This window comes from Flavobacterium granuli, assembly GCF_900129705.1.
GTDB lineage: Bacteria > Bacteroidota > Bacteroidia > Flavobacteriales > Flavobacteriaceae > Flavobacterium > Flavobacterium granuli.
This window is the reverse complement of the sequence record NZ_FQWO01000015.1, coordinates 1-13,736: the sequence shown is the minus strand read 5'-3', so window position 1 is coordinate 13,736 and position 13,736 is coordinate 1. Positions and strand designations below refer to the sequence as shown.

Annotated in this window: 11 protein-coding genes; 4 read left to right on the top strand and 7 right to left on the bottom strand. The window is 32.9% G+C overall.

The window, feature by feature from the left end; translation table 11 throughout:
• Nucleotides 1-3: 3 nt before the first annotated feature.
• Both BUB25_RS15295 and BUB25_RS15290 read left to right on the top strand, forming a co-directional pair.
• Nucleotides 4-867, top strand: coding sequence for a bestrophin family protein (locus tag BUB25_RS15295; protein ID WP_072945868.1), 864 nt, complete (start codon nt 4-6; stop codon nt 865-867).
• Between the two features lie 81 nt (nt 868-948).
• Nucleotides 949-1,866 carry an AraC family transcriptional regulator gene (locus tag BUB25_RS15290; protein WP_072945866.1) on the top strand — a complete coding sequence of 306 codons (918 nt, stop codon included), beginning with the start codon at nt 949-951 and terminating at the stop codon, nt 1,864-1,866.
• Between the two features lies 1 nt (nt 1,867).
• On the opposite strand, the gene BUB25_RS15285 is transcribed toward BUB25_RS15290, so the two are convergent.
• Both BUB25_RS15285 and BUB25_RS15280 read right to left on the bottom strand, forming a co-directional pair.
• On the bottom strand, nt 1,868-2,242 hold the full coding sequence (locus BUB25_RS15285; protein WP_072945864.1) for a DUF779 domain-containing protein: 375 nt from the start codon (nt 2,240-2,242) through the stop codon (nt 1,868-1,870).
• 77 nt (nt 2,243-2,319) lie between these two features.
• Nucleotides 2,320-3,825, bottom strand: coding sequence for an aldehyde dehydrogenase family protein (locus tag BUB25_RS15280; protein ID WP_072945862.1), 1,506 nt, complete (start codon nt 3,823-3,825; stop codon nt 2,320-2,322).
• 264 nt (nt 3,826-4,089) lie between these two features.
• Here BUB25_RS15280 and pheT point away from each other — a divergent pair, with 264 nt between their 5' ends.
• Nucleotides 4,090-6,510, top strand: coding sequence for a phenylalanine--tRNA ligase subunit beta (gene pheT / locus BUB25_RS15275; protein ID WP_072945861.1), 2,421 nt, complete (start codon nt 4,090-4,092; stop codon nt 6,508-6,510).
• An 84-nt stretch (nt 6,511-6,594) separates the two neighbouring features.
• Here the strand turns inward: pheT and BUB25_RS15270 are convergent, their stop codons facing one another.
• From BUB25_RS15270 to BUB25_RS15250, 5 genes are all read right to left on the bottom strand, one after another.
• Complete coding sequence (locus BUB25_RS15270; RefSeq protein ID WP_072945859.1) at nt 6,595-7,149, bottom strand: fasciclin domain-containing protein; 555 nt, start codon at nt 7,147-7,149, stop codon at nt 6,595-6,597.
• Between the two features lie 231 nt (nt 7,150-7,380).
• Nucleotides 7,381-7,968: a TMEM175 family protein gene (locus BUB25_RS15265; RefSeq protein ID WP_072945857.1), complete on the bottom strand. Its 588-nt coding sequence runs from the start codon at nt 7,966-7,968 to the stop codon at nt 7,381-7,383.
• Nucleotides 7,969-8,017: 49 nt separating this feature from the next.
• Nucleotides 8,018-8,908 (bottom strand): Ppx/GppA phosphatase family protein, encoded by an 891-nt coding sequence (locus BUB25_RS15260; RefSeq protein WP_072945855.1) that lies wholly within the window; start codon nt 8,906-8,908, stop codon nt 8,018-8,020.
• A gap of 55 nt (nt 8,909-8,963) precedes the next feature.
• Nucleotides 8,964-11,033: a polyphosphate kinase 1 gene (ppk1, locus tag BUB25_RS15255; RefSeq protein ID WP_072945854.1), complete on the bottom strand. Its 2,070-nt coding sequence runs from the start codon at nt 11,031-11,033 to the stop codon at nt 8,964-8,966.
• Nucleotides 11,033-11,527, bottom strand: coding sequence for a SixA phosphatase family protein (locus BUB25_RS15250; RefSeq protein WP_072945852.1), 495 nt, complete (start codon nt 11,525-11,527; stop codon nt 11,033-11,035). The genes ppk1 and BUB25_RS15250 overlap by 1 nt, the downstream gene beginning before the upstream one ends.
• Nucleotides 11,528-12,528: 1,001 nt before the next feature.
• Here BUB25_RS15250 and BUB25_RS15240 point away from each other — a divergent pair.
• Nucleotides 12,529-13,736: SprB repeat-containing protein (locus BUB25_RS15240; RefSeq protein ID WP_139256922.1), on the top strand; the 1,208-nt coding region annotated here is incomplete at its 3' end.

The window sequence follows — 13,736 nt, the reverse complement described above, 5'->3', positions numbered from 1 at the left end:
CTAATGATATCATACAACCCAAAAGATTGGATTACTTTTATTTTTCACTTTCATAAAGCCGATACCTTTCGAAAATTAATCCCAATGATGATTTTCATTGGATTCTATTCAGCCACTATAGCATATCTTGAAATTGAATATTGGGATTTGCCGGATGATAGCCATGTCAAAAATATTTCTATTATGCATGGAATGCTGGGTTTTGTAATTTCATTATTGCTGGTTTTCCGAACTAATACAGCCTATGATCGCTGGTGGGAAGGACGCAAAATGTGGGGAGGTCTAGTAAACAGCAGTAGAAACCTAGCCATTAAACTGTCGGTTATTTTAAAAGAGGAAAGTGATCGTGCTTATTTTCGAAAAACAATCCCCAGTTTTGCATCTATATTAAACAAGCATTTAAAAGATGACGATACAGCAAAGCAATTATTTGAAGATGACCATTTATCTATAGATAATCACAAACACAAGCCTAATCAGGTGGCTAAAATAGTATTTCAAAAAATAAACGACTTGTATCTAGCTAATAAAATAACCGGTGATCAGCTGATTATTTTGAACCATGAAATTCAATCCTTTACTGAGATTTGTGGTGCTTGTGAAAGAATAAAAAACACGCCTATTCCCTATTCATACAGTGCTTTTCTTAAAAAATTTATTTTTTTCTATGTAATGACACTTCCCTTTGGATACGTGTTCAACTTAGGCTATTATGTCATTCCGGTAGTAATTTTTATCTTCTATGTTTTGGCGAGTTTAGAATTAATTGCCGAGGAAATTGAAGATCCTTTTGGTGATGATGCCAATGATTTACCTACCACAAAAATGGCTGAAAACATAAAAAGACATGTAGAGGAATTGTTATAATTATATTCTTTTTAACAAAAAAAAATGCATTAATAGGTTTATTTTCAATAAGTTTATAATCCCTGATTTAAAACTTTAACCATGAATCGCAGCTATATAAATCCTCCGCATTTATCAAATGAAAAATCGCTAAAAACCTTAGTCGAAAATAGAACGGCTTACAATTTAAACCATTGTGAATTAAATATTTTTGAAACCTATAAAGCTTCGAAATTAGTTCCTTTGCAATTTAATGATTTAGTGGTGACCAGCATGTTGAGAGGAAAAAAAGTGATGCATCTTTTTGATGATCCCTCCTTTGAATATCTGCCAGGTGAAACTGTAATGATCCCGCCGAATGTGGAAATGAAAATTGATTTCCCTGAGGCTTCAAAGAATAATCCCACACAATGTCTAGCATTGGCTATTGACCAGCAAAAAATTATACACACTTTAGATTTCTTGAATGAACGATATCCTAAAGATGGAAGTAAGCAATATTGGCACTTGAATTATCAAAATTATTATTTTTATAACAATGTAGAATTAGCCACTACCATCAATAAATTAATAAAGGAATGCATGAGTACTTCAGTTACCAAAGATGTTTTGGCCGACTTGAGTCTACAAGAACTATTGATTCGGATTATACAAATACAAACTGCAAAATCAATCGAAGACGGTTTGTATACAGATCAAAATTCGCCCATAATCCCCGTTATAGATTACATTCGATTAAATTTAAGGGAAAATATCAACCTCAAAAGTTTAAGCGAAAAAGCATGCATGAGCACGACTTCATTTTATCGTTTCTTTAAAAAAGAAATTGGGATGAGCCCGATTGAATTTGTCATCAAAGAAAAAATTCGATGTGCCAAAAAATTGCTCAAAAACCCCAGTATCCAAATTAATGAAGTTTGCCATTTATCCGGTTTTGAAGACAGTAATTATTTCATTCGATTATTTAAGAAACATGAAGGCATCACCCCTAAACAATACCAGTTATTGAATGTAAATTGATTTATTCAATATATTTTACAGCTTCTAAATCTTGCTCTTCTTCAGGAGTAAAAATTCGATATTCAATTTGAAACGTTTTTTTTAGCGGTGTTTCTAATGAAAATCCACCTGCGCCAAATGCATCAATCACTTTTAAAGTAAAATGGGCGTGTTTCCAATACTCAAACAAATCTTTATCGACCCAAAATTCGGTTTCCTCAACCGTTCCAATGCATACATCACCCATTCTTTGATAAAAACCTCCTTTTTCAAAACACTGGGGCTGAGTCCCTTCACAACAACCTCCTGCTTGATAAAACATAAGTTCCCCATGTTTTTCTTTTAGAATTTGGATCAATGCGATAGCCTCTTTTGTAGCGTCAATTCTTTTTATCATTTATTTTTCATTTAAAACAAAACCTGACAAATCGTACAATTTGCCAGGCTTAAGATTAACCAACAATCTATAATCTACTAAAAAAATCCCAATTTCTTTTTATCATAAGAAATCAGCATGTTTTTGGTTTGACGGTAATGTCCTAACATCATTTTATGGTTTTCACGACCTATTCCGGATTGCTTGTATCCACCAAAGGGTGCCCCGGCAGGATAGGAATGGTATTGATTGATCCATACACGACCCGCTTGAATTGCTCTTGGAACTTGATAAATTTCATGTGCGTCACGAGTCCACACTCCTGCACCTAAACCATACATCGTATCATTGGCTATAGCAATGGCTTCTTCAGTAGTTTTAAAAGTTGTAACCGCCAATACTGGTCCAAAAATTTCTTCCTGAAAAATTCTCATTTTATTATTTCCTTTAAAAAGAGTAGGCTGAATATAATAACCTCCTTCTAAGTCTCCTCCAAAGTGATTTGCATCTCCTCCAATCAACAACTCGGCTCCCTCTTCCTTACCTAGTTTTAAATACGACATAATTTTTTCTTTTTGTACTAATGAAGCCTGTGCTCCCATCATAGTAGTTCTGTCTAAAGGATTTCCCACTTTGATCGCTGCTGTTCTCTCAATAACTCTTGCAATAAACTTTTCATAAATATCTTCATGTACCAATAATCTGGAAGGGCAAGTACAAATTTCTCCCTGATTTAGTGCAAATAGTACAGCACCTTCAATGGCTTTATCAAAGAAATCATCATCGGCATCACCAACGGATTTCATAAAAATATTGGGGGATTTCCCTCCTAGTTCCAGCGTAACAGGAATAATATTTTCAGTGGCATATTGCATCACTAAACGTCCCGTAGCAGTAGAACCTGTAAAAGCTGCTTTTGAAACTTTTTTATTGGTCACCAATGCTCTACCAAGCTCTGCCCCAAAACCATTCACAATATTAATAACTCCTGGAGGCAAAATATCTCCAATCAACTCCATCAAAACAAGAATTGAAATGGGGGTGCTTTCGGCTGGTTTTAGAACTACTGTATTTCCAGCTGCAAGAGCCGGGGCTAATTTCCAAACCGCCATTAATATTGGGAAATTCCAAGGTATTATTTGTGCCACAACTCCCAATGGTTCACTTAAAGCAATAGAAACCGTTTGAGAATCTAGTTCTGTTATCGAACTCTCTTCGGCACGAATTACACTGGCAAAATACCTAAAATGGTCTATTGCCAAAGGAATATCAGCTGCCAGAGTTTCACGGATTGCTTTTCCGTTATCTATCGTTTCTACGGTAGCAATATATTCCAAATTATCTTCAATAACTTGGGCAATTTTATTCAATAAATTACTGCGCTCAGTAACTGAAGTCTTTCCCCAGCTTTGAAACGCTTCATGCGCAGTATCTACTGCCAAATCTAAATCTACCTTGGTAGAATGCGCCGCTCTTGTAAATACTTTTCCATCAATGGGAGATACAACATCAAAATATTGTCCGCCTATTGGTGAAACAAATTTCCCCCCTATATAATTATCATACTTTGCCTTAAATTCAGGTCTTTGAACTATGTTACCCATACTATCTAATTTTTAATTTTATCAAATTTACCTTTATCAAAACACTATGAATAGCATTATTCATTCAGTTAATAGCATAAAATTTCCATATTCATTTATTATGATTAACAATATTTCTTAATTCTCAAAAAATTAAATTTAAAACTGCACTTTCCTTATTTAGAAACCTCTTCAATCTGGACAATAATGCCCCAAAAAACCAAAAAAATTGTTTCTTACTACAAACTGCAATCCTTATATTTGCAGTCTTATTAAAATTGACAGATGAAAATATCTTACAACTGGTTAAAACAATTCATTAAAATAGATTGGAAGTCAGAGGAAACTGCAGCACTACTTACTGACCTAGGTCTTGAAGTAGAAATTGTTGAAAAATACCAATCGGTAAAGGGAGGATTAGAAGGTATTGTAGTAGGACATGTTCTTACTTGTGTTCCCCATCCTGACGCCGACAGACTAAAAATAACCACCGTTGATTTAGGTGATGGAGTCCCTGTACAGATTGTATGCGGTGCTACCAATGTGGATGCTGGACAAAAAGTACCAGTTGCTACAATTGGAACTGTGCTATACGATGAGGCTGGAGTCCCTTTTACGATCAAAAAAGGAAAAATCAGAGGACAAGAAAGTCATGGAATGATTTGTGCCGAAGATGAGCTAGGTCTTGGAACCAGCCACGAAGGCATCATGATTTTAGACAATTCAATTGTTGCCGGAACAAAAGCTTCTGAAGTTTTCAAAATAGAAAATGACGAAGTATTTGAAATAGGGCTAACCCCAAACCGCGCTGATGCTATGAGTCATCTAGGTACAGCCCGTGATTTAAGAGCTGGTTTACTACAAAATGGTGTAAATGCGGAACTAATCACTCCTTCAGTAAGCAACTTTAGAGTTGACATGAGAACACTGAAAATTGATACTACTATTGAAGAGCCTCTTTTGGCACCGCGTTATTGTGGTGTTACCATTTCTGGAATTTCTGTAAAACCGTCACCAAACTGGTTACAAGACCGACTAAAAGCAATAGGAATCACTCCTAAAAACAATATTGTTGACGTAACTAATTATGTGTTGCATGATTTAGGACAACCTTTGCACGCCTTTGATGCTTCAAAAATCAATGGAAAAATAATTGTAAAAACTGTCGCTGCGGGAACTAAATTTGTTACTCTTGATGATGTAGAAAGAACACTTCATGAAGAAGATCTAATGATTTGTGATGAAAAAGGACCTTTGTGTATTGCTGGTGTTTTTGGAGGTAAAAACTCAGGTGTAAATGAACAAACAAATGCCATATTTTTAGAAAGTGCTTATTTTAATCCAATTAGCATTCGAAAAACAGCCAAAAGACATCAATTGAATACAGATGCATCTTTTAGATTTGAAAGAGGTATTGACCCAACAATTACGGCTTACGCATTGAAACGTGCTGCTTTATTGATCCAAGAAGTGGCTGGTGGCGAAATTACCTCAGATGTAAGTGATGTGTATCAAAAGAAAATCGAAGACTTTTCGGTTTTCCTAAATTTTGCCAATGTTGCTAAAATTATTGGTCAAGAAATTCCTAAAGATACCATTAAACAAATATTAGTATCACTTGATATTAAAGTAAACAGCGTTTCGGAAATAGGTTTGGGTTTAACCATTCCTTCTTATCGCGTTGATGTACAAAGAGAAATAGACGTTATTGAAGAAATCTTAAGAGTCTATGGATACAACAAAATCGAGTTTTCAAAAAAATTGAATGCTACGGTTTGCAATTCTCCAAGAAACGAAGATTATAGAATACAAAATATCGTTGCCTCTCAATTAAATTCGCAAGGATTTAATGAAATGATGGCCAATTCATTGACAACTGCATCTTATGTAGCACTTTCTGAATCATTAAAGGAAGTTCATAACGTCACTATGTTGAATCCGTTGAGTAATGATTTAGCCACGCTTAGACAATCGTTATTATTTTCTGGGCTGGAAGCAATTTCATATAATATCAATCGTAAAAACAGTGATTTAAAATTATTTGAATTTGGTAAAACCTATCATAAATTTCTTTCTGGCTTTGAAGAAAATAAACATCTGACTTTATTTCTTACCGGAAATAGAAATCAAGAAAGCTGGACAAATCCTGAAAAACCATCTGATTTCTTTTTATTTAAAGGATATGTAGATGCTATACTTTCGAGATTTGGAATTCAAAAAACACAAAACTCTCCCGTTTCATCGGATGTTTTCTCTGAAGGGATTGCCATAGGAACCGGTCATAATACTCTAGTTGAATTTGGAGTTGTAAAAAAATCAATATTGAAACATTTTGGTATCAAACAAGAAGTTTTTTATGCTGATTTTAATTGGGATTTAATTCTGAAAGCCATAACTAGCAAAATAAAATTTACTGAAATTCCAAAATACCCGGAAGTTCGCAGAGATTTAGCCTTGTTAATTGATCAAAATGTTACTTACGACAGTATTTATGCAATTGCAAGACAAACGGAAAAAAGCTTATTAAAAGATATCAATTTATTTGATGTCTATGAAGGTAAAAACCTTCCTGAGGGAAAAAAATCATATGCCTTAAGTTTCATTATTCAAGACAGTTCAAAAACCTTAACGGATGTACAGATTGACAAAATAATGAGCAAATTGCAAAAGAATTTTGAAACAGAACTTGGAGCAACTTTGAGATAAGTTTCTTTATAAAATTATAATAAAAGCCCTGTTCATTTGAACAGGGCTTTTTAATTGACAATAAATCAACCTCTTATAAAAAAACTATTTCTTAGGTAACAAAACGGTGTCAATAACATGAATCACTCCGTTGGATTGATTGACATCAGCAATTGCAACCGTAGCCATCGAGCCGTTTTCATCGGTAATGTATAGCGTTTTTCCTTTCATCCAAGCCGTCAATGTCCCGCCGCTTACCGTTGTTAGCATCGCTTTTCCATTGCCCGCTTTAATCGCTTTTGAAACATCTGAGGCAGTCATTTTACCCGCCACTACATGATAAGTAAGAATACTTTGTAATGTTTTTAGATTTTCCGGTTTCAATAAAGTTTCTACTGTACCCATTGGTAATTTTTCAAAAGCTGCATTTGTTGGAGCAAAAACGGTAAAAGGTCCCTTTCCTTGTAAAGTTTCTACTAAGTCTGCCGCCTGGACTGCTGCAACTAATGTAGTATGATCTTTTGAATTTACGGCATTTTCAATAATATTTTTTGATGGATACATGGCCGCTCCACCTACCATAACTGTTTTTTGTGCAAATGATGTTGCTCCAAATACTAATGCGAATAATGCTACTGATAAAACTTTTTTAGTTTTCATAAATTTTTAATTTAAGTTATATAAAAGCATTTACGGGATTGGATGCTTTTTGGATTTAAAAAAATGAAAAATAATTTCAAAACACTCAAAATCAATAGCTAATACCAAATAAAAACTAAATCGGCAAATTTACAACTGATTCAATTGAAAAAGTAAAAATCCAAACGTTGTGCTAGGAAGCACAACATTTGGATTGTATATAAGATTTATTTTCTATGTAAAAAACGAAAGCTATTTTTCTTCCTTCTCCAAAAGAATCTTTTCTATTCTAGTGTCCGGGATAAGCCAAATAATTGCCACCACAAAGTAGATTAAAATAGAAATCCATTCATTAAAAAAAGATACAACAATAGCAATTAGATATAAAGACTGAGAAATTCTCCCCTTCGAATCATTTCCTACAGCTTTAGCTAAAAGTGATTTTTTTCCTTCGCTAGAAAGAATTACATTCTGTAAAATCAAAAATGCTATTGCCGACATGAATAGAATAATTCCATACAAAGTCACTGGTGCTTTTGCAAAATAATGTTCTCCAAGCCATCCTGTTGAAACCGGAATTAAGGACAGCCAAAAGAGAAGATGCAAATTGGCCCAAAGAATCTTGCCATTAACTTTTGTAAGCCCCTGCAATAAATGATGGTGATTGTTCCAATATATACCAACATAAATAAAACTCAGAACATAACTGATAAACTTTGGAAACAGCGGGAAAAGATCAATAAAATCTTCTCCTTGGGGTACCTTTATTTCTAATATCATAATGGTGATGATAATAGCTAGTACCCCGTCACTAAAAGCTTCCAATCGGTTTTTATTCATGTTATTGATCTATTTTTTGTTTATAAAAATAGTCGTATTGACAGTAAAATTAAATTTTACCATAATACATTGACTTAACGATTCCGTCCGAAAGTCCAATTTTTGGTACATAAATTTGTCTGGCACCACTCCATTTCATCGCATTCAGATAAATACGAACAGCGGGGATGATTACATCGGCACGATCGGGATTTAAACCTAATTCAGAAATTCTTTGTTCGTAGGTCAAGGAATTTAAGAAGGCATATTGTGAGTTGATATAAATATAAGACAATGGCTTTTCTTGCATTTTCCCTGACATTTTAAACAACTTATTGATATTTCCTCCCGAACCTATTAAGGTAACTTCTTCAAAATCTTCGGTGATTGTTTTAATCCACTTTTCAATTTCTTCCCAGACTACATCGTGAACCATGTCATTTAGCAAACGAACCGTTCCGGCTTTAAATGATCTTGAATGTACAATTTTACCATTAGAAAACAAGGTAAATTCAGTACTTCCACCGCCAACATCTACAAAAAGATACGTTTGATCAGTATTTAATAAATGGTATAAATCTGTAGAAGCAATTATGGCTGCTTCCTTTTTACCGTCTATTATTTCTATGTTTATATCTGCTTTATTTTTTATAATCTCAACCACTTCATTCCCATTATAGGCTTCTCGCATTGCCGATGTCGCAAAGGCTTTGTAAGACTGAACTTTATGCACTTTCATCAGTAAATTGAAAGCGGTCATGGCATCGCACATTCTATCAATATTCTCTGGCGAAATTTCTCCCACCGTAAAAGCGTCTTGCCCTAGACGAATGGGTACGCGAACTAAGGAACTTTTATTAAATTGAGGTTCTTTTCCCTCTTGCTCAACAATATTCACTATCAATAAGCGCATCGCATTAGATCCAATATCAATAGCAGCATACTTTTTTATTTTAATCATTCTTGATTATAATTTGTAATTATTTTATATTTAAAAAACAATGTGATATTAACTATTAAATAGTTTCCTCTAATGGATTAAGCTTTCTTTGATAATATTTATACGTTTCTAATTGCGCTCTAAAAACAGGTTCATCTCCTCTTTCTCGGTATTTATTATCTAAATTTTCCGAATGATAGCGCGCTTTTACATTTCCTTTCCATCCCAGATCAAAATTATCAATCAATTCATTTTTAATATCTTGATCGTAAATCGGACAAGTTACTTCGACTCTTCCATCTAAATTTCGAGTCATAAAATCAGCCGATGAAATATAAACTTCTGTTTGACCGCCATTTGCAAAAATATAAATTCGGGAATGTTCCAGATAATTATCAACGATACTTATTGCTTCAATATTAGCACTCATTCCTTTGACACCCGGAATCAACGAACAAATACCTCTCACTTCTAGCTGTATCTTTACCCCAGCATTACTGGCTTCATATAATTTATCGATCATGGCATAATCAGACAAACTATTCATTTTTAATTTTATATAGGCTTTTCGTCCGGCTCGTGCGTTCAAAATTTCCCTTTCAATCAATTTATAAAATCTAATACGGGTATAATGCGGCGAAACAATCAAATGCTTGTAGCGATGAATCCTATAATTAATGTCAAAAAATTCAAATACTTTTGTAACATCTTTCAAAATTTGCTGATGACTGGTAAAAAGAGTCACATCAGTATAAACTTTGGCCGTTGTTTCATTAAAATTTCCGGTAGAGATAAAGCCGTATCGTTTTATTTTACCATTTTCATTCCTTTCAATAACACATATTTTACTGTGTACTTTCAGTCCTTTTATCCCAAAAATCAATTCTATCCCTTCCGTTTGCATCTGCTCAGCATAGGAAATATTAGATGCTTCGTCAAAACGAGCTTGTAATTCTATTTGAACTATTACTTTTTTTCCGTTTTTGGCTGCATTTATAAGCGAACTTATAATTTGAGAATTCTTAGCTAATCGATACAAAGTGATTTTAATTGAAGTCACCTTTGGATCCAGAGCTGCCTCTCTTAGAAATCTGGTGAGATAGGAAAAAGATTGATAAGGCGCATTCAATAAATAATCTTTTTCACTTATTTTTTCTAAAAGACTTCCTTCTAGACTTAAGCCTGGAATAGGCAAAGGATCATTGGTTTTATACAACAAATCAAATCTACCTAAATTTGGAAAATCCATATAATCTCTTCTGTTGTGATATCTTCCGCCAGGAATGATACTATCTGTAGAAACGATTTTCATTTTGTCAAGAAAAAATGCAAGAGTATCTTCTTCAATCAGTTCATCATAAATAAAACGAACAGGCTCCCCTATTCTTCTATCTTTTACGCTGGTAGAAATTTTCTCTAGCATACTTTTACTCAAGTCACTGTCAATTTCTAATTGGGCATCACGACTGATTTTAATCATGTGAGCAGAAACGCTTTCATAATCAAAAATATTAAAGATGCTTTTCAGATTGCGTCGGATTACATCGTCGATCAAAATAACATATTGCTTTTCATTCTTTGAAGGCAAAACAATAAAACGGTTCATTGTTTTTGGAATTTCTATAATGGCGTAGCGTACTTCTGAATCTTTTTTCATCACCAATTTTACCGCTAGATAGCCCACGTTGTCTTTGAGTAAAGGGAATTCAGCTAAATCATTCAAAATTATCGTTACCAGCTCCGGGCTTAGTTTTTGAATAAAAAAATCTTTTAAAAAGATTTCCTGTTCTTCTGAAATTTCATTTTCATTGATAATGAAAATATTTTCCGCTTCCAGTTCAGTTTCGATTCTTTTTAATATTCTTAAACTCTCAGCTTGGTGTTCAATTACAATCTCAGTAATTTCTTTTACTAATTGTTGGGCTGATATTCCTCCCAAAATTTTCTCACCAGATTTACCTGACAAACTCAACCTTCTAATGGCGGCAAAGCGAACTCTAAAAAACTCATCTAAATTATTGGAAAAAATTCCTAAGAAACGTAATCTATCTAAAAGTGGCACCGAATCATCTGCGGCTTCCTGAAGTACTCTGGCGTTAAATGCTAACCAACTTTTTTCTCTATCTATATATTTTTTATTTGACACTATTCTGTTAATTTTAAATCTTTTGGTATTAGTATTTTTTTTGTTTTTCCTCTATCAATTTTTGCCCAATCATCTGTATTAAACTCTAAAGAAACAAATCCAGATGTAGGAACATTATCTATAAAAACATCTCCAAATTTATTGACAAAATTTGTAATTGCGGCATTATGTCCAAAAAGAATCACACTATCAAATTCATTTTTACAGGATTTAATTGTTTTCTCTAATTGGTTTTCATCAAAAGTATAAAGCTCTTTCATATAAACAATACTTTCTACGGGATATAAGATATTTTGTGCAAAAATAAGCGCCGTATCCGAAGCTCTTTTTGCGATACTACTCCAAATTACATATGTTTTAGGAATAAAATCTAAAATATTTGAAGAAACTAAGTGAGCATCTTTCATTCCTCTTTGATCTAAAGGTCTGTCAATATCTTTTAAAGGGGTGTCCCAATTTGATTTTGCATGTCTTATTAAAATTAGATTTTTCATAGGAACTTTTTTTAAAAATAAATATTTAAAACAAAGGAGAAATATTGTTACAATTTACAAAAGAATTACTAAACATTTATCTTTTTTTGAACTGAGCTTTATTTTTTTTGGATTAATTTCCAAAATCTATTTATTGGAAAAACATTCTGTTTCTATTTTATCAAACCATCCATAATTTATTTCTCCACTTTCTTCAAGAAAAATTTATAAACTGAAAAATTTATTTACAGCAGCAAACTCCAAAACAAATTCTAGCTTAACAAAAAAAAAAATGTACTGACATAGAACATGTTAATAATTTACATAAAAAACCAAACAGGATTAAACAATAATCATTTTTAACCCTAATTAACAGAATATATCACACATTTTTATGAATATTCATTAAAAACATCTATTTAAAAATACAAATTACTGATTTATATTAACTCAGTACCTATGAAAAACAGTTTAAATAGCGTAGTTTTTTAAATCTAATTAGTAAGAAAAGTACTTTCATCGAGTATTTCGGTTATTTATAGAGAATAAATATCATTTTATTTTTTTATAACTAGTTTAGTTCCATAATCTTACAATTAAGCAAATAATTTATACTATTTTATTAAAATTTTAGCTATAAAATTATTTGCCGGTACAACAAAAAATCTAGTTAACTATAAAACAAATATTTACATATTTTAATAAAATTAACAATCCTATAAATACACTAAGTATTAGAATTCAATATTACAAACAACCTATTAAAAATTGATTGTATGAAAATAAAAATTACCCCAAACAAGAAAATATGCTTTCAACCTATTTTTTTTACTTTGAGCTTTCTCTTCAGCTTATTAGATAGCTTATCGAAGCTTTTTCCTCTATCTAATTTAGATAAATCTAACACTTATAGATACTCTGTTTGTCTTGCAAAAGATGCCACAACAATAACTTTTGATCGAAAATTAGATCAAACCTCATATTAAGGAATTCATTACTCGTTTATTTAAATAATAAATATTATGAAAAAAATTACTTTTATTCGATTTTTAGCTTTTTTAATATTGTTGTTTTCAACAACAATAGGGTTTTCGCAAACCGTTTTTTCAGGTACACCAACTTTAGCCAATGCTTGTGTTTTGGCTCAAAATGACTGCACAACCTCTGCTGTAACTATTGGAGAAGTGTATTTAGGTAATTCAGAAGGAGTCGCGATTACATCATGTACTTTTGGAACTCCTTTGATAGATGTTTATATTTGGGTAAATGTTTTGAGTTCTACTAAAGAGAATATGTATGTACAATTTGATTTGTTCAAGAATAATAATAAAATAGACATTAATGGAGCACCTTATGGAGGTACACAAAAAATCAGTGTAGGTCATGTTGGGACTTTCTCATCTGGAAAATATAGAATTGTTGCCGTACCAAGCTATTCCTGTGGAGAGATTTTAGAAATTAAGAATTTATTTATGTCTTGGCAGGTTAATAGTCAAAGTCCTCCTGGTTGTCATAAGCAAAATTCTATGTGTAATAAAGATTTACTTACATCTACAATAATTGTAAATACACCGATATTTGCTAATTTTTCTACAAATCAAGTATGTAATGGCGGAGCTTTTCAACAAGTAACTTATACAGACTTAACTACTGGAGGTGTTGCAAATAATGTTTATGCATGGTCATTTCCTGGAGCTGTAACGGTTTCTCCAACTAGTCTAACAACAAAAGGACCATATACAGTGACTTATTCTTCGGCTGGTCCTCATAATGCTAGTTTAACGGTTTCACATCCTACAAATGTGGTAAGTCCAAGTATTAAAACAGTCAACAATATAACTTTGGCATCTTGTTGTACAATAGCTATTAACTCAATAACAAAAACTAATATCAAATGTAATGGAAGCTCTGATGGCACAGTAACAGCGACTAAAACTGGAGGTACCGGAACAATAACTTATGATTTGCTGTATTCAGCCACTTCTGGAGGAGCTTATACTGCAACCGGTTTGCCTACAAATGGTGATTCAAATGGAATTTATACAGGTTTAGGTGTAGGATTTTATAAAGTAGTTGTATCTGAAGCGAACGGATGCAGTAATACAAGTTCTGAAGTGCAAATTACGCAGCCAGCTGCCTTGACAGCCGCTGTGGACAAAACAAATGTGACTTGTAATGGCGCCAATGATGGAACCATTACCGTGACTGCTCCAACTGGTGGTTATGGAAC